We start from the raw sequence: 17,395 nt of genomic DNA on the forward strand, positions 1-17,395 counted from the left end.
GACAGAGGCTATTGCCAAACAGATGCAAGACGAGCAATGCCATCATTAATTTGCTGAAGTGTTAGCCCACCATAGCCGATAATAACCATTGCCTCCTCCGTTTTATGCTGATAGGAGGTAGCGCATGGATAGACACGAATTCCAGCTTCTTTGGCAAGCTCGATAGCCTTCGTTTCTAACAATCTATCAGGAAGCTTTATCACAATATGCAGCCCTGATTTTTCCCCAATTACTTGAAATTCCGCTGAAAAATAACTTGAAATAGCTGTTAGTAATGCTTGCTGCTTTTTACGATAAATTGTCCGCATTTTAGCTAAATGCTTATCAAACAAGCCCTGCTCCATAAAATCTGCTAAGACAAGCTGATCAACCCTTGAAACGACCGATTTTTGTTCATGATAAAAGGCTGTAAATGGCGCTACGAGTGATGTTGGTAGAATCATATAGCTAATTCGTAAAGCTGGTAGCAATGTTTTTGAAAATGTTCCAAAATAAATCACGTGCTGAAGCTGATCCATTTTAGCTAAAGAGGGAATAGGGAGTCCCTTATAACGAAATTCAGCATCATAGTCATCCTCTATAATATATGCTTGGTTTAAGCTAGCCCAGTGTAATAATGCCGCTCGTCTTTCTATGGTCATAATCATACCTAAAGGAAATTGATGGGCTGGTGTTGTGTATAGTAGGTGGATATTTTCGGACGGAATAGTGATACCTGCATCATCCACAGAAATAGCCTTAGTGGACAGACCACATTGCTGTAAAACCGCACGTACTCGTTTAAAGCCAGGCTCCTCTAATCCAACACATGTTTTTGGACCAAAGAAGTGACAAAGGGCTTGAAGCTGACTTTGTGTGCCGCTATAAATAAAGACTTGTGAAGCATCACAAGTAACGCCACGAGAGCGTTCTACATACCGAGCGATGGCTGTCCGTAAAGCATCCTCTCCCTGCCAAGGGCTTATTGTTAAATTATCCACAGTAAAATGCCTTTTTATTAGCTTATACCAAATAGCATAAGGAAAAGCCTCGTTATCCACATGCCCATTATTAAAATCAAATTGAATATGATTCACGGTGGGCATCACGGATATAGAGGGGGGCTGTTGCTTTTGCTGTAGCCAATCAACCTCAAAGGGAGCGATAAAATAGCCAGCGCGTTCCTTACTGTAAATATAACCTTCAGCAAGTAGTTGTTCATAGGCTTCCTTAATCGTATGTACACTCACATTTAGCGTTTGAGCAAGTGTCCGTTTAGAAGGTAATTGTTCATGAGCAAGCAGCCTTTTCTTTAAAATTGTCTGCTTGATTGCTTGATAGATTTCTATATATTTTGGTGATTTGCCAGTAAATACAATAGGTAATTCCACAATGAAAACCTCCTCTGGTATGGTTTGTTTTTTTGAAATTGGTTATATGTATCATATCAATTTTATCGTGTAATAGATAAAGAAGGAGTGAGGAATTATGGAATTTATTACATTAGAAAATGATATTGTTAAATTAAAGCCTTTGGAATTAAACGATAGCGAAGGGTTATTAACGGCAGGGAGTTATCCAGAAATTTGGTCTTATATGCCCATAGCAATTGAAAAAAGGGAAGATGTGGATAACTTCGTGGAAAATGCATTAATAGCAAAACAACAACAAAAGGAATTTCCGTTCGTCATTGTGGATAAACAATCAGGTGACATTGTAGGGTCTACTCGATTTATGGATATAGATAAGAAGCATCAGCGCCTTGAAATCGGCTATACATGGCTAACACCTGCTTATTGGCGTACAGCGATAAATACAAACTGTAAATATTTATTATTGCAATATTGTTTTGAACAGCTTCATTTACAACGAGTGCAAATTAAAACAGACCATAATAATAGACGTTCGCAACAGGCGATTGAACGTATTGGTGCTATAAAAGAAGGCGTTTTACGCAATCATATGGTACGCAAGGATGGCACCACTCGGCATACAGTGATGTATAGTGTAACAAAGGAAGAATGGCCACAGATAAAGCAGCATTTACAAAAGGCCTTCCAGCAATATATCAATGAATAGGATTAAAATGGAATTTTATTAATACTTAAGGCTTTTTTTCGGCTTGAAAAGTGTCAAAAAATAGCATGTAGGGTAGAGTATCTAAAACTTGAAAGAGGGTAATCTACTTGAAACCAAAGTTTACATTAAGACAAATTTATGGTGATAATGCTGTTTACACGCCTAGAACACCATATAGTGATAATCCATGGATGATGGACAATCAGCATAAACTGGATGCTTTAACCGCAAGGGAAGTAGCGATTGCTGATATACCTGTATTGGTGCATAGAGCCACACAAACTGCAAAAGCACAGGAGCTTCATCAATTAGCAGGGCTGCCATGGATTGAGCAGTCTTATAGCTATGATACAGAGGAAGAATATACAGCACAGCTTCAAGCTTGGTGTGCAGAGGGCAAGACCATTGTTTGTCAGTATATACATGATCCAGAGCATATGGAGCGCCAATGCTATTGGATGGATGCAGAGAAGTTTAATGAATTAAATACAAAAGCATATATTGATCATTTAATTGATAGCAAATTTGTACCAAGTCGTGTCAATGTGGAAACATATAGACTGTCAGACGCCATTAAAAATTGGCAGCCGCCTGTTGTTTTGAAGCCAGGGGATGACTCTCCAACATCAGGAGGCTATGGAGTAATTATTTGTCATAATAAAGAAGAGCTGACTGAAGGTTTACGGCAATTTCGAATGGCTGGTACAGAAAGTATTATTATTGAGGAGCTTTTACAGACAAAGGATAATTATAGCTGTCAATTTATTTATTCGGAGGAGCTAGGTGTTCAATACTTAGGCGCTTCACAGCAAATTACTGATGATAACGGTATTTATGAAGGAAATATTATGGTAGAAAAAGTGCCTGAAAAAGTAATTGAAGCGGGACACCATATTATGGAGCGTGGCGTTGCAGAAGGCTTTGTGGGAGTAGCAGGCTTTGATTTAATTGTTACAGAGGCTGGCGATGTTCAGGCAATAGATTTGAATTTCCGTCAAAATGGCTCTACCTCAATGCTGATGTTCCATGATGCTTTAGGCAAGCCTATCAATAAATTTGCGACATATGCAGCACAAAGACCAGAGGAGAATAGCGCCTTTTATCGAACCATTAAAGCATTGGTGGAGCAGGGAATCTTATTACCATTATCCTTCTATGATGGTGACTACTTCGAACAACCCGTTGCTTCTAGGTTTGTTGGGATTTGGTATGCAGATACATTAGAGGAGATTGAGCAGCTTGAAAAGCAATTACTAAAAAAGAATGGTCATTAATCGACCATTCTTTTTTTATAGATAATTGCTGTTATAAACCAAGTAACCAGTGACCAAACGATAATTGTTATGATAGGAATGATGACGTCTAACATGGAATATTGACCTTCTAATGCTTCTGCTAGTAGTAATAATTGCGAGCTAGGTAGCCACTCTGCTATCTTTAGAATCGGATAAGTAGAAGAAAGCAGCATAGCAAGTGGTCCTATGGAGAAAATAATAATAACAGGCAAAACAATAATGGATGCCTCCATTGTCGATTTAGCGAATAAGCCGCACATAGTACCTAATGCAATATAAAACACTGTTGAAAGGACGAATGCAAGAGCGATAAGCAGCAGATTAGCTGGCTCATAGCCTACCAGAAAGGCTGTTAAGGCTATAACAATAATTGTTAAAATAAATGTAAATAAGCTTTTGCCAATTAAAATATCACCAAGTGAAGCAGGGGAGAGCATTAAACCACGAAGTGTATTTTTCTCCTTTTCCTCAGCAATCAGGCAGCATTGTACATAGGCTGTTACGACTGCGAAGGCCATATTTATTGGCAGAAAAAGAGTATCCATTGTATGAGTACCAGTTTTATTGTAGATAAAAGCTAGCATTAATGGCAGCAATACCATTAGGGATACAGCATAATTACGTGAAAATTCCTTATAATCCTTTTTAAAAATTGCCTGAATACGTGTTATTGAAAGATTCATACTAAATCACTCCCTGTTATTTGCATAAAAATATCACCTAATGTTGGCTCATTTGTATAGATGCGAGAAATTTCGTTCGCTTGCATCCATTGATACAGCTTCTCTGCATCCTGTGCACCGTTATGAATTATCTGCTGTGTACCATTTTTAAGCTCTACTGTAATGGAGTCATCACCAAACTCCTGCTTTAAAGCTTTTGGTGCACCAATTGCTTGAATTTTCCCATTATGCAGGAAAGCTACACGATCACACAGTATTTCAGCTTCACTCATATCATGTGTTGTTAAAAAAATTGTTGTTCCCATAGCATTTAATTTGCGCAAGCCATTGTAGATATGCTGCGTATTCACAGGGTCGAGAGCAGAGGTAGGCTCGTCTAAAAATAATAATTCAGGCTTATGCATAATAGCACGGGCAAGTGTAACACGTTGAATCATTCCCTTTGAAAGCTGACTGACCTTCTTTTTACGATCAGCATATAAGTTTACAAAATCTAAAGCCTCTTTTACAGCAGTTGCTGGTAGCTGGTAGAGTTCATGATAAAGCTGCAAATTTTCCTCAATTGAAAGCCTTGTATATAAACCACTATTATCTGATAAAATGCCAAACCGTTGACGATTTTGCTGTTGCTTCATATTTTTAGCTGGCTGCCCGAACAGTAAAACATTTCCAGATGTTTTATCAGTTTGAGCAGTTAATATTTTAATGGTAGTTGTTTTACCAGAGCCACTGGGTCCAAGAAAGCCAAATATTTCTCCTTTTTGAATGGTGAAAGAAACATCTTGTAATGCTGTTTCTTTCTGAAATGTTTTTTTCAAATGCTGTACATTGACTATTGTGTTCATAGGTAAACCTCCTGTTTGTTGTGGATGTCTACACTATAAACAACAAATAAGAGCCTTACAGTAAATTTCAGTTGAAAGGCAGAAAATTGATCTTCAATGAAACAATAATGAAGGTAACAGGAGTCGATTATTTCCTGGGAAATCTACTAAATTCCGAGTATTTTCTTTAAATTGGCTAGTTTATTTTTCGACAATGGCACAACAGTCTTGTCAGTACTATTGAGTGCCAAACTATAGCTATTGCGTGTCCAAGTAATAATTTCTCGAACCTTTTGTAGGTTGACAATATAGGAACGATGGCTTCTAAAAAAGCCAAATGCTGTCAATTTTTGCTCTAATTCATTAAGGGATAAAGTGCATGGATATGCCTCTCCCACAACATACACCAAAACAACTCCCTCAACACTTTCAATATAATCAATTTCAGGTGGGTTAAATAAAATAATTTTGTCGTTTTTCTTTGTAGGGATTTTATCAAAGCGAATAGGTATATGCTCAGGAGGTTGAGGTGCTTGTTCAGAGTCCTCTTCTTTCACATCTAAAATATGTAAACCTGTTGTATCTAATCGATAAATTTCACTACATGACATCATTAAGTCCTCTAAATTATTTGATAATAAAAGGATGCTTTTTTGTTGTGCTTGAATAACCTCGAATATTTCCAAAATATTTTGCTTAGAAAATTCATCAATATTTTGGAATGGTTCCTCTAAAACTTGAATAGGTGCTTGATTAAGATAGGTATTTAATAGCTTTAATCGTTGCTTTTCACTATAAGTAAGCTTATGAATACGATTATTTTTTTGCTTGGTAAGGTTAAAAAGCTTTAATAAATTTTCTATTTCATCATTTTTATAATGAAAAAGCTTTACAAAAAACTGGATATATTCGTATACAGTAAGACGTTCATATAAGGCACTTTCACGAAAAGAGGTAAAGGTATCTTGTCGTTTTAGAAACCAGTGCATTAATGTATGTATTTTTGAAACATCTGTATAGATACCAATAATCGCGCCAATTTGTAAGGAAAGATGGAAGCTAGAATAAATAACATTGCCTCCTTCGATATAAGGATCGACTAGAATTTTAATGTTTTCTGCCATTTTATAATGTTCCCCCTGTAGTTTTCTTGCTCGCATCTTTTTCTAATAGTGTATCAAAAAGCATTAAACTTATTAAATATCTTCAAAATATAGCTATATTGTTCATAAAAATAGTTGATAATGATTATCATTATCGTATAATGAAAATAGAAGGAATCAATAAGTACAGTAATGCAAGAGCTGCTGTTGAAATAACTATAAATCAAACGAAGGGTGTGCTTAGCGTTGTTAGAACAAGAACTATATGATGTAACGATAATTGGGGGAGGGCCAGCGGGGTTATATTCAAGCTTTTATTGTGGTTTACGTGAAATGAAAACAAAGCTTATTGAATCACAGTCACAGCTTGGTGGGAAAATTCATGTGTATCCAGAAAAAATGATTTGGGATGTTGGTGGTGTTACACCTATTTCAGGAGGGCAATTAATTCAGCAATTAGTAGAGCAGGCATTAACATTTAATCCTGCTATTTATACAGATGAGAAAGTGCTGTCCATTGCTAAAAACGAAGAGGGTATTTTTATAATCACGGCTGAATCGGGAAATATTCATTATTCAAAAACAGTTATTGTTGCTATTGGTGGTGGTATTTTAAATCCACAAAAAATTGAAATTGAAGGTGCCGAGCGCTTTGAAGTATCCAATTTAAACTACACAATCAAATCCTATGAAAAATTTAAGGATAAAGCTGTTATTATTTCGGGTGGTGGTAATACAGCTGTTGATTGGGCACTAGAGCTAATGGAAGTAGCCTCAAAGGTCTATTTAACATATCGTAAAGATCAGTTATCTGCCCATGAAGCTCAAATTACAGAGCTAATAAATAGTACAATTGAGTGTCATTATAACTCTGAAATTACAAAATTAATTGCAGATGATCAAGCAGGCATGATTAAGGCTGTTGCTTTAACAAATCATAAAACGGGTACTGTCACAGAAATTCCTATTGATGAAGTAGTTATTAGTCATGGTTATGTACGTGATAAGGAGCTGTTAGACAATAGCCCGTTAGCCATTGAGCGTCAAAATGACTATTTTATTGCAGGCTCCATTAATAGTGAATCTTCTATTCCCGGTCTTTTTGCTGCAGGAGATATTTTACATCATGATGGAAAAATTCATTTAATCGCCGCAGCCTTCCATGATGCACTTCATGCTGTAAATAGTGCGAAAAAGTATATTCAACCGGATGCCTCTGAGGGCGGTATTGTATCCTCGCATAACGATATTTTCAAACAACGTAATCGCAAGCTACTACAAGAAAGCTTAAAATAAATGATCATATTGAAAAACACCGAATGAAAAAATAATGTTCATTCGGTGTTTTTTTATATAGAAAGAACATAGCTTTCTCTTTTTTGGATAACCTAAGCTAGAAATAATAATATGAGGTGATGATTATGATAATCGAAAGGTCATCTGACTGGGAAGAAGGCTTTATTAATCGATTAAATCATCTTGAACAATGGCAGAGCTGGACATTATATAAGATGAGCTATGATACAGTAAAAATGAAATTGATTCCTGATTTTACAGGATTACAGGCAACCAACTATTTGCCTAATTTAAAGCCGCTAAAGCACCAGCTAGAAGCTGCTGAAACGGTTATTGAGCGCATGAATGGCAAGGCTATTTTAGCAGATGAAGTAGGTCTAGGGAAAACGATTGAAGCGGGCTTAATTTTAAAGGAATACCTTATTCGAGGGCTTGTTAAAAGAGCCTTAATTTTAGCCCCTGCCTCTCTTATTAATCAATGGATTGAAGAGCTAAATACTAAATTTCATATACCAGCCGTTGCTTATAAAAAAAATTGTCCAATTGAGCGCTATGATGTCTTAATTATGAGCATGGATACTGCCAAAAAGAGCCCACATAAAGAACGTATTTATGAGCAGGATTATGACATGATTATTATTGATGAGGCACATAAATTAAAAAATAATAAAACGCAAATTTATGAATTTGTACAAGGCTTAAAGAAAAAGTTTTGCTTATTACTTACAGCTACACCAATTCAAAATGATGTTTTTGAATTATATTATTTAATTTCCTTATTAAAGCCTGGTCATTTAGGAAATTATGATACATTCCAATCCGCCTTTTCAGCCAGCAAGCATCATTTAGAGCATAATGATTATTTAAAGGAGCTGGTCAATCAAGTAATGGTTAGAAACCTGCGAGAAGATACAGGTATTGAATGGACAAACCGCTGTGTGCAAATTGTGCCGATTACATTTACGAAGGAAGAGCAAGAGGTTTACGATATGCTTGGCACACTAACAGGCACAGGCTCCTTTGCATTAATTACATTACAAAAGGAAATGTGTAGCAGTAAGGAAGCGACAGCTCTTACATTAACAAATATGCTGGAAGACTATGCACAACCACAGGACATTGAAGCAATTTTAACAAAATTAATGGCTTTAGAGGTCAATGCAAAGGCAGAAAAGACACTTGAAATTATTGAGCAGGTGAAGGATAAGGTTATTATTTTTACAGAATATCGTGCCACTCAAATTTATTTGCAATGGTATTTACATGCTAGAGGCATAACAAGTGTATTATTTAACGGTAAATTTAATAAAAGTAAACGAGATTATATGAAGCATCTTTTTAAAGAAAGGGCACAGGTGTTGATTGCAACAGAGGCAGGCGGTGAAGGGATAAACCTGCAATTTTGTCATCATGTGATCAACTATGATTTACCATGGAATCCAATGAAGCTGGAGCAACGCATTGGTCGTGTCCATCGTTTAGGGCAGGAGCATGACGTCCATATCTATAATCTTGCTATTGAAAATACAATTGAAGAAAAAATCTTGGAATTACTTCATACAAAAATTGATGTATTCGAGAAGGTCGTTGGCGATTTAGATGCTATTTTAACAAACTTTAAAGAATCTGTATAAGGTGAGGAGAACAAGCTATGTATCCGCAACAGGTCCAGCATTATTTAAAGGAATTTTTTATGGAAAATAACTGTACGATTTTAGGAGAAGAGGATCACTATTTAACTGTGCAATTAACAGTAGATATTGATAAAAGAATTATGAATAGACCGTTTTATTGGCAATATATCGAGGCGACAAATAGTGAGCCAAATCCAGCACAAGTTACCTTTATTACCAATCAAACAGCTATGGCTGGCAATCTATTTGGAGAAGCTATTCATTATGGATCGCCACGTTTAAATCGCTTATTTCAAGCAACAAGAGAGCTAGGTGCTTATGTGCAATTGTTTGAAAAGGTTGATGGTGATATGGGGCAGGTCATTTTAACGCCTTGGCTAGGTGTTAATTTTAAAGTTTCCTACTGCTGTGATCGTACAAAGGAGATGCTTTATTCCTATGGTATTAATTTATTGACGGGTGTTATCAAAGAGAATTTTCATGAAAGTATTTGTGCATCAGAGTTTGATACAGCACCAGCAGATAATGCTTTTCATGTCCAGTATATTATTAAGCCTATTCGAGCGCTTGAAAGATTAAAGGAGGCGATCGATTCAATTATTGAACAGGACGATCATTCATGGGCAGTTGAAGCACAAAAACGCTGGCAGCGAGATCAACGTGTGCTCGATTATTTCTATGAGGATGTAGAAGAGAAGCCTGAATGCTATGAAGTTGAAAAAAAGGCATTAGAGGAGCAATACGCATCCAGAATTAAGATAGAAATTATTAATGGAGGATTATTTTATCTATTTTAAGCAAAGGGATACTCGCGAAGCTAAAGCGAATACCCGCGGAGCCGAAGTGAATACTCGCGAATGCGAGAGAAATACCCGCGAATGCAAAAGGCACATCCGCAGGTAGGGGAGAAACTTCTTCTATATTTAATGATTCTCCACGAGGTTTTGAAGCTGTGCCAACTTATTGTCCCAAAATAAATCAAAGTATTGGAGCCAATTTTCAACTTCCTTTAAACGCTCTGTGTGCAATGTATAGATTTTTTCGCGGCCCTTTTTTTGGGCGGAAACGAGCTGAGCCTGCTCCAATATTTTTAAATGCTTAACAACGGCTGTTCGGCTGATAGCAAAATGCTCGGCAATATTGGAGATAGGTCTATCGCTTTTGGCAAGAAGCTGTAAAACATTGCGTCTTGTTGGGTCAGCAATTGCTTGAAAAACATCGTATTGAACTGCTGCTTGTGTCATTAAGCTTCCACAGCCTCTTTTAATTTTTGATGGATAATCATTGTCCAGCCACCATCCATATTTTTGCGTACAGCCTCAGCTGTTAAATTAGCTTTAGGAATAGTATGAGAAGCTTCCTTCCAACCGCCATGTGTTAATGTAAATTCTGTTTGCTGGCCTACTTCTTGCAGCTCAAACGTCACAAACCAGCCATCTTGGTCCCAAGCAAAGCGTAGAAAATGGGGTGCATCTACACGCTCTACTTTACAAGGTGATGGTCCAAAGGGTGATTGTATTGTAAATTCATGGCCTTCAATAGGTTGAAAATCATTAGGCATAAACCAAGTAGCAATCTGGTCGGCTGTCGTCACCGTTTCCCATACTTTTTCGATAGGGGCATTGAGCGTAATTGTTTTAACAATATCTTGCAATTGTTCAGTCATATTGATAACTCCTTTATTTTAAAATATAACCATAAGGTGTTACAAATATATAACACCTTATGGTTATATGTCAATGAAAATCAATTATCCTCTTTTTGTTAGTGATTGTGTATGCTACAATATTTTTTATAATTTTCTGATAGAAAGAGGGGAATGCCTTGACCAATCTATCTGTTTTCTTAGTTATGTGCATTTTGTTGATTATTTTACCTGGTCCTGATACAGCCATTGCTACTAAAAACACATTGACTGTAAATAAAAAGGGCGGTTTGCAGACGATAATTGGCTGCTGCTGTGGCTTACTGATTCATACATGTGCGGCTGTTATTGGACTTTCTGCGATTATTGTGAAATCGGCCTATATATTTGCCGTTTTAAAATATGTTGGTGCTATTTATTTATGTTATTTAGGGATAAAAACATTGTGGGCACTGCGAACAATTCGTACACAGTCACCTGCTGTACATGATGAGGCGAATATAGACCATAAATATGCACAGCAATCTTGCTTTAAGCAAGGGTTTCTCACAAATGTAACAAACCCAAAGGTTGCTGTATTTTTTCTAACATTTCTTCCTCAGTTTGTAGATGGCAAGAGCGATACTTTCCTGCCATTTCTGATAATGGGGCTAATATATATCGCTTTAACAGCACTATGGTTTGTGTTCTATGTCTATCTTTTAGATAAAATTAGTGCCTTTATGAAAAAGCCAACGACAAAGGCTGTTATTGAAGGGCTGACCGGGGCTGTACTAATTGGCTTCGGCATTAAGCTAGCATTTGAAAAGGCTCATTAAAAGGTGACACAATAAAAAACTTCACGAAAATACAGCGTACTGTACTTTCGTGAAGGTCTACTAGAAGAATAGGAAACCAATGCTAATAATAATTCCTGTAAAAATTAAAATAAATAAACAGAAGCCCATAATATCCTTTGCTTTTAAGCCAGCAATTGCAAGAGCCGGCAATGCCCAGAATGGCTGAATCATATTTGTCCACGCGTCACCCCATGCAATTGCCATCGCTGTTTTTGCATAATCTGCCCCAAGCGATGTAGCAGCATCTAGCATAATAGGTGCTTGCACTGCCCATTGCCCGCCACCAGAAGGTACAAAGAAATTGACAAGACCTGCTGCATAGAAGGTAAACAAGTAAAAAGTATGTCCATTTGAAATATTTACAAACCACTCTGAAAATACAGCCGCTAAGCCAGAAGCGGTCATCATCCCCATAATTCCTGCATAAAACGGAAATTGGAAAACAATACCTGTTGTTGTTTTAATAGCATCCTGTGCAGCTGCAAGGAAACGCTGTGGTGTGCCGTGGAAAATAATTCCTAATATAATGAAAATGGTATTCACAACATTTAAATCAAGCATAAAGCCCTTTGTTATAAAATGATGGAATAAATAGGCAAGCCCAATTAAACCAATTAAAATTGTTAAAATATAGCTGCGCTCAGAACGGCTAGCAAAATTATTTTCAGGCTTTGGCAGTTCTGTTTTATCTTCAACTAGTAGGGCAGGATCAACCTCCACCACATCTTTTTCCTTTGGCATCATCCAACGATTAAAGAAAGGTAAGGTTAAGACAATAACAATGACGATAAATAAGTTATATGTTGAAAAAAGCGTTACACTTGTAGGAACAACTCCCATAATATCTGCAAATGGATGTCCCTCTGTTGCAATTGATAGTGGAACAGAGCCAGCAAGTCCCCCATGCCAAATGACAAAACCTGAGTAAGCGCTTGCTATTAATAGGCGATAATCTACTTTCTTAACATAACGAGCAATTTCCTTTGCAAATAAGGCACCAATTACAAGTCCAAATCCCCAGTTAATCCAGCATGCTAACAGTGAAACAAATGTTACAATAATAATTGCCATGCTCGGTGTTTTGATTTTACTTGCAACACTTGATAGTGCTTTTTTAAAGACAGGGCTATTCGCTAAAATATGACCTGCAGCTAAAACAATAACCATTTGCATTGTAAATGATAGTAATCCCCAAAAGCCATCTCCCCAATATGTCACCATATCAAGAGGAGAGGAATCCGTTAAAGTGACCCCTAATAGTAGCACTAATACTGTGAGTATAGTGACAAATATATATGGGTCAGGTAAATATTTTTCCATTATAGCATTTGAAATTTTTGTTAAAGTTTTCATTTTGCAAATCCCCTTTCTTTTCTACCATCCCATATTGATAATATTGCATAGAAAAATAGCGAAATAAAGAGAAATTTAGCACGAAGAACGATAAACGAAACTTAAAATAGAACAATTTGTTTAGTGATTATTTTGGATTTTATATAAGTAAAGATTGCTATAATAATTAACAAAGCCTTGTTACTACTGTATTTATCGTAATTATTTTAAGGTTAATCAAGGATGGAAAGTAACTATAATAAATAAGGACATTTAGAATATTTTTTATAACAAATTAGAATAAATAAGGAGCTAATTATGGAGTTACGAGATTTAAAAGCATTTATGGCAGTAGTGGAACATGGAAGCTTTACAAAGGCTGCAAATGAATCATTTGTATCACAGCCATCACTCAGTAAAAGCATAAAAAAATTAGAGGATACATTACATGTTGAGTTATTAAACAGGTCTACACGCAATATAGAGCTAACAGATGCAGGTAAAATTGTTTTTAAGCAGGGGCAAAAAATTATACGATCCGTGCAAGATTTACATATTTTATTGGATGATTTATTAAATATTAAAACAGGCTCCATCAAGCTAGGCATTCCACCTTTAATTGGAACGTTATTTTTTCCTGAGATCGCTAGAAGGTTTCATCAGCACTATCCAAATGTACATTTAGAGCTTGTTGAGCGTGGGGCTAAAATGGTTGGAGCACTTGTAGAAAATGGTGATGTTGATATGGGCATTGTTGTATTGCCTACAGATGAACGGAAATTTTCGATTCAGCCATTTATAGAGGATCAATTTTTTGTCTTTATCAATGAGGCTCATCCACTAGCACAGCAGGATTCTATTCAGCTACAGCAATTAAAAGATGAAGCATTTATTCTTTTTGCTGAGGAATTTACGTTGCATGATTATGTTATTAAATCGTGTAAAAGTGCTGGCTTTACACCGATAGTAGCCTATAAAAGTTCACAATGGGATTTAATTATAGAGCTTGTATCCTCTAATTTAGGGGTGACATTGCTGCCATATTCCATTGCAGCTAAACAAACAAATAATAATGTAAAAATTATTCCGCTTAATAAATTTGATATGCCTTGGCGTCTAGGAATTATTACAAAGAAAAACACTTATCAATCTTATGCATTGAAGCAGCTACTTCAAATGATTGGTATGAAGGAGGAAAATTGATTTATTCCTATTTAGCATAAATAGTATTCTAATTAATTCCTTTACTTATAAAATCATAATGATGTAGAATTTTCCTTAATAAACGAGCAATTTTAGGGGGTTTCGAGATGGTGGATGGGAAAGTATGGAGTTCATTTCAGGAAGCTGTTGCAGATATTAAGGATGGCGATACATTAGCTGTAGGAGGCTTTGGACTTTGTGGAATACCAGAAAAGGCCATTGCTGCGCTTGTACAGCAAGGAACAAAGGATTTAACGGTTGTAAGCAATAACTGTGGTGTAGATGATTGGGGATTAGGTCTTCTACTTGCAAATAAGCAAATTAAAAAAATGATTGCTTCCTATGTTGGTGAAAATAAAATTTTTGAGCAGCAGTTTTTAAGCGGAGAGCTAGAGGTAGAATTAACACCTCAAGGTACACTTGCTGAACGTCTTCGCGCAGGTGGTGCAGGAATTCCTGGCTTTTATACGGCTACTGGCGTTGGTACACCGATTGCTGAAGGGAAAGAAGTAAAGGTGTTTGATGGGAAGGAATATATTTTAGAAGAAGGAATTACTGCTGATTTTGCGCTTGTAAAAGCATGGAAGGCAGATAAGCTAGGAAATCTAGTGTATAGAAAAACATCACGTAACTTTAATCCACTAGCTGCAATGTCTGGAAAAATTACAATTGCAGAGGTGGAGGAAATTGTAGAAGTAGGCGAGCTAGACCCAGACCATATTCATACACCAGGCGTTTTTGTACAGCGTGTATTAGTAGGGGAAAATTATGACAAGCGTATTGAGCGTTTAACGGTAACAAAGGGGGAAGCATAATGGATACAAGACAAAAAATTGTGAATAGAGCTGTAAAGGAAATAGAAAATGGCATGAATGTCAATTTAGGTATTGGTATCCCAACTCTTGTTGCGAACGCTATCCCAGCTGATTATAATGTGCTTTTACAATCGGAAAATGGGCTTCTTGGTATTGGTCCTTACCCAACGGAGGATGCAGTGGACCCTGATTTAATTAATGCAGGGAAGGAAACAGTAACGGCAGTGCCAGGAGCTTCCTTCTTTGATAGTGCTGAGTCCTTTGCTATGATTCGCGGTGGTCATATTGATCTTGCTATTTTAGGCGGGATGGAGGTTTCAGAAGAAGGCGACCTTGCAAACTGGATGATTCCTGGAAAGATGGTCAAGGGCATGGGCGGCGCAATGGATCTTGTCGTTGGTGCTAAAAGGGTTATTGTTGTGATGGAGCATGTCAATAAAAATGGTGAATCAAAAATTAAAAAGCAATGTGAGCTACCATTAACGGGGAAAGGCGTTGTTCATCGTTTAATTACGGATCTAGCAGTATTTGATTTCACTGAAAATGGTATGCAGCTTATTGAGCTAGCAGAGGGTGTTACATTAGAGGAAGTTCAAGAAAAGACGGACGCTTTGTTTATGGTAGCGCTAGTATAATAAAAAGATGAGGCTTATCAAACAGCCTCATCTTTTTCGGCATTAACCCTCTAAAGCTTCATCCTCATGATAGTGAGTTGCTGCGGATTCAATATCGACCTGCAAATAATTAGCCCAATCCACATTGTTATAATCCTCTTCACTAAAATAAATATTTAATAGCTCTGTCATTGTTTGATCGCCATCGGGTTCGGTAAGTGGCGCATACCAAGTAATAGCTGGTGTTTTAACATCTTTAAGCTTCGATAATTCCGCAAAAATTTTAGTTGAATCCTTTAGCATCTGACTTTTTGAACCCTCTGTTACATCCGTATCTTGAATAGAAATCGTCACAACACCTTTAGATTCTTCCACAGAAAATTTATTTTTCACAATCGCACCGACAATATCTTCAACAGAAGTATCCTTATCCACTGCTACCTCCGTCGGCTCCACTTTTTTCCCACATGCTGTTAGTAATAATGATATAGTGAGTAATACATACATAAATTTTTTCAATAGCATAACCTCCCTTATTACTTCATATATGGGCAAAATGAAAGGGAATTATACAAGGTAAGAGAAAATGAATATTTATGAAATTATTCTAATATTGCTTACATATAGCAAAATGAGTGGGTTGTATAGATAATTAAAATTATGTTGGAATAATAATAGATGGAAATAATCCTATACTGATGAATTAATAAAAGTGCTGTAATCACTTAGCGTTTCATCTTGATTAAAGCTATTGTAAGCTATAGATAGCATTATTCTTATTTGCATCAGATTATCTTTTTTCGTAAAATAATTTAAAAATTATACATTTTAATAAACCAAATACTTTATTAGAAACAACAACATTAGCAAAGATAATAGTATTTCTATTGAGAATTCCTTTATACTTAAAAGGGGATTTTAGAAGATGTTGCATAACGTTCTAATATCAAATAATGAATGGGGTTATGAAATTGATTAATTTTTTGTCGTTAAAAGACCATGTATATAATTATATTGTGGAGCAAATCAACAACGGGACGCTAGTTGCTGGTAAAAAGGTTAATGAAAAAGATATATGCGAGGATTTAGAGGTTAGTAGAACACCTGTTAGAGAGGCACTTATTCAATTATCCTCTGAAGGCTTTTTAGAAAATGTACCAAGAAAAGGATTTATTATTAAAAGGCTGACAACAGAGGATGCACAGGAAACATATTGTATTATTGGTGCATTAGATGGTTTGGCTGCATCACTTGCTATACCGTATTTAACGGACAAACATATACAAGAAATGGATTTTTATGTTCAAAGCATTGATTTGGCAATTCAAACAGGTAATTTCCAAATGTACGATAAAATGCAGGCTGCCTTTCATAGTGTTTATTTATCTATGTGCCCTAACAAAAGTCTTGTAAATCTGCTGCTACAATTGCAGAAAAGATTTATGAAAACATTTGATCATCTGGGTGACACAGATGATACAAAGGCTAAGCTAATCCAAACGAATAATGAGCATCGAAAAATGATAGAGCTATTTAAAAATAAGGAAGCAAATGAACTTGAGAGATACTTAAAAGAAGTTCATTGGAATACTGAAAAAGCTAATTTTTTACCCTTATAGTTATAAAAAATATATTAATTTTAAGTTGGATATTGAAAGGGATAATTTTATGCTGACAAAGCAACATTTAAAAGATTTTCTGAAAACGCATACAAGTCATGAAATGATTAATAAGAGAAATTGATTGTACGCTATTGATTATGCTGGAGAGGATAAACTGAATATTGCTTTTTGTGCTGATAATGAGGATATCTTTAAATATAGAGCTATCTTATATGCGAAAGTAGCTATTGAATGTTTGAAAAACAGCATCAAGAATAGGTGAATTTGGTAGGAACTCAGCGGGATTTTTCCGTTGAGTTTTATTGTGCATCAGGCGTGTTGATTAACCTTTATTTTAACAGAGAATCGCTTAGAATTCGTTGATTTCTGTTACAGGTGGACGCTTTCTGCGGGTGCGGCTTCAACTCATTTATTTCGGCAAATGCCGAAATA

General features: G+C 36.1%; 18 protein-coding genes. 10 read left to right on the top strand and 8 right to left on the bottom strand.

Features of this window, described 5'->3' with window-relative positions; all coding sequences use genetic code 11:
- Nucleotides 1-8 precede the first annotated feature (8 nt).
- Nucleotides 9-1,370 (bottom strand): MocR-like pyridoxine biosynthesis transcription factor PdxR, encoded by a 1,362-nt coding sequence (gene pdxR / locus ACIQVU_RS16415; RefSeq protein WP_340804038.1) that lies wholly within the window; start codon nt 1,368-1,370, stop codon nt 9-11.
- A 97-nt stretch (nt 1,371-1,467) separates the two neighbouring features.
- On the opposite strand from pdxR, the gene ACIQVU_RS16420 reads away from it, so the two are divergent.
- Together ACIQVU_RS16420 and ldmS are read left to right on the top strand one after the other, a co-directional pair.
- Complete coding sequence (locus ACIQVU_RS16420) at nt 1,468-2,058, top strand: GNAT family N-acetyltransferase (protein WP_340804039.1); 591 nt, start codon at nt 1,468-1,470, stop codon at nt 2,056-2,058.
- Nucleotides 2,059-2,165: 107 nt separating this feature from the next.
- Nucleotides 2,166-3,332: an L-aspartate--L-methionine ligase LdmS gene (gene ldmS / locus ACIQVU_RS16425; RefSeq protein WP_402896357.1), complete on the top strand. Its 1,167-nt coding sequence runs from the start codon at nt 2,166-2,168 to the stop codon at nt 3,330-3,332.
- Here the strand turns inward: ldmS and ACIQVU_RS16430 are convergent.
- The 3 genes from ACIQVU_RS16430 to ACIQVU_RS16440 all read right to left on the bottom strand — a co-directional run bounded on the left by ACIQVU_RS16430 (nt 3,329) and on the right by ACIQVU_RS16440 (nt 5,984).
- Entirely contained in the window at nt 3,329-4,036 is a 708-nt protein-coding gene (locus ACIQVU_RS16430; RefSeq protein WP_340804042.1) for an ABC transporter permease, read from the bottom strand. The genes ldmS and ACIQVU_RS16430 overlap by 4 nt on opposite strands.
- On the bottom strand, nt 4,033-4,881 hold the full coding sequence (locus ACIQVU_RS16435; RefSeq protein ID WP_340804043.1) for an ABC transporter ATP-binding protein: 849 nt from the start codon (nt 4,879-4,881) through the stop codon (nt 4,033-4,035). Before ACIQVU_RS16435 ends, ACIQVU_RS16430 begins: the two co-directional genes overlap by 4 nt.
- A gap of 146 nt (nt 4,882-5,027) precedes the next feature.
- A complete protein-coding gene (locus ACIQVU_RS16440) occupies nt 5,028-5,984 on the bottom strand; it encodes a LytTR family transcriptional regulator DNA-binding domain-containing protein (RefSeq protein ID WP_402896360.1) in 957 nt (318 codons plus the stop codon).
- 225 nt (nt 5,985-6,209) lie between these two features.
- Here ACIQVU_RS16440 and ACIQVU_RS16445 point away from each other — a divergent pair, with 225 nt between their 5' ends.
- The 3 genes from ACIQVU_RS16445 (at nt 6,210) to ACIQVU_RS16455 (ending at nt 9,690) form a co-directional block, all read left to right on the top strand.
- Entirely contained in the window at nt 6,210-7,259 is a 1,050-nt protein-coding gene (locus ACIQVU_RS16445) for an NAD(P)/FAD-dependent oxidoreductase (RefSeq protein WP_340804046.1), read from the top strand.
- Between the two features lie 119 nt (nt 7,260-7,378).
- Nucleotides 7,379-8,893, top strand: a complete 1,515-nt coding sequence (locus ACIQVU_RS16450; RefSeq protein ID WP_340804047.1) for a DEAD/DEAH box helicase — start codon at nt 7,379-7,381, stop codon at nt 8,891-8,893.
- A 17-nt stretch (nt 8,894-8,910) separates the two neighbouring features.
- The gene (locus ACIQVU_RS16455; protein WP_340804048.1) at nt 8,911-9,690 is read left to right on the top strand and encodes a YqhG family protein; all 780 of its coding nucleotides are present in this window, start codon (nt 8,911-8,913) and stop codon (nt 9,688-9,690) included.
- Between the two features lie 126 nt (nt 9,691-9,816).
- Here ACIQVU_RS16455 and ACIQVU_RS16460 read toward each other — a convergent pair whose 3' ends face one another.
- Complete coding sequence (locus tag ACIQVU_RS16460; RefSeq protein WP_340804049.1) at nt 9,817-10,137, bottom strand: ArsR/SmtB family transcription factor; 321 nt, start codon at nt 10,135-10,137, stop codon at nt 9,817-9,819.
- Entirely contained in the window at nt 10,137-10,559 is a 423-nt protein-coding gene (locus ACIQVU_RS16465; protein ID WP_402896363.1) for an SRPBCC family protein, read from the bottom strand. The genes ACIQVU_RS16460 and ACIQVU_RS16465 overlap by 1 nt, the downstream gene beginning before the upstream one ends.
- Before the next feature lie 158 nt (nt 10,560-10,717).
- Between ACIQVU_RS16465 and ACIQVU_RS16470 the strand changes: the two genes are divergently transcribed.
- Nucleotides 10,718-11,356: a LysE family translocator gene (locus ACIQVU_RS16470; protein ID WP_340804051.1), complete on the top strand. Its 639-nt coding sequence runs from the start codon at nt 10,718-10,720 to the stop codon at nt 11,354-11,356.
- Nucleotides 11,357-11,416: 60 nt separating this feature from the next.
- On the opposite strand, the gene ACIQVU_RS16475 is transcribed toward ACIQVU_RS16470, so the two are convergent.
- A complete protein-coding gene (locus tag ACIQVU_RS16475; RefSeq protein WP_340804052.1) occupies nt 11,417-12,730 on the bottom strand; it encodes a short-chain fatty acid transporter in 1,314 nt (437 codons plus the stop codon).
- A 297-nt stretch (nt 12,731-13,027) separates the two neighbouring features.
- Here ACIQVU_RS16475 and ACIQVU_RS16480 point away from each other — a divergent pair, with 297 nt between their 5' ends.
- The 3 genes from ACIQVU_RS16480 to ACIQVU_RS16490 all read left to right on the top strand — a co-directional run bounded on the left by ACIQVU_RS16480 (nt 13,028) and on the right by ACIQVU_RS16490 (nt 15,362).
- Nucleotides 13,028-13,912 carry a LysR family transcriptional regulator gene (locus ACIQVU_RS16480; RefSeq protein ID WP_340804053.1) on the top strand — a complete coding sequence of 295 codons (885 nt, stop codon included), beginning with the start codon at nt 13,028-13,030 and terminating at the stop codon, nt 13,910-13,912.
- 107 nt (nt 13,913-14,019) lie between these two features.
- Nucleotides 14,020-14,727, top strand: coding sequence for a CoA transferase subunit A (locus tag ACIQVU_RS16485; protein WP_340804055.1), 708 nt, complete (start codon nt 14,020-14,022; stop codon nt 14,725-14,727).
- Nucleotides 14,727-15,362, top strand: a complete 636-nt coding sequence (locus ACIQVU_RS16490) for a 3-oxoacid CoA-transferase subunit B (RefSeq protein WP_340804056.1) — start codon at nt 14,727-14,729, stop codon at nt 15,360-15,362. The genes ACIQVU_RS16485 and ACIQVU_RS16490 overlap by 1 nt, the downstream gene beginning before the upstream one ends.
- Before the next feature lie 42 nt (nt 15,363-15,404).
- On the opposite strand, the gene ACIQVU_RS16495 is transcribed toward ACIQVU_RS16490, so the two are convergent.
- A complete protein-coding gene (locus tag ACIQVU_RS16495; RefSeq protein WP_340804057.1) occupies nt 15,405-15,866 on the bottom strand; it encodes a hypothetical protein in 462 nt (153 codons plus the stop codon).
- 446 nt (nt 15,867-16,312) lie between these two features.
- Between ACIQVU_RS16495 and ACIQVU_RS16500 the strand changes: the two genes are divergently transcribed.
- Nucleotides 16,313-16,960 carry a GntR family transcriptional regulator gene (locus tag ACIQVU_RS16500; RefSeq protein WP_340804058.1) on the top strand — a complete coding sequence of 216 codons (648 nt, stop codon included), beginning with the start codon at nt 16,313-16,315 and terminating at the stop codon, nt 16,958-16,960.
- The last annotated feature ends 435 nt before the right edge of the window (nt 16,961-17,395 follow it).

The organism is Lysinibacillus sp. NPDC098008 (assembly GCF_044760715.1).
In the GTDB taxonomy this organism is placed as follows: domain Bacteria; phylum Bacillota; class Bacilli; order Bacillales_A; family Planococcaceae; genus Lysinibacillus.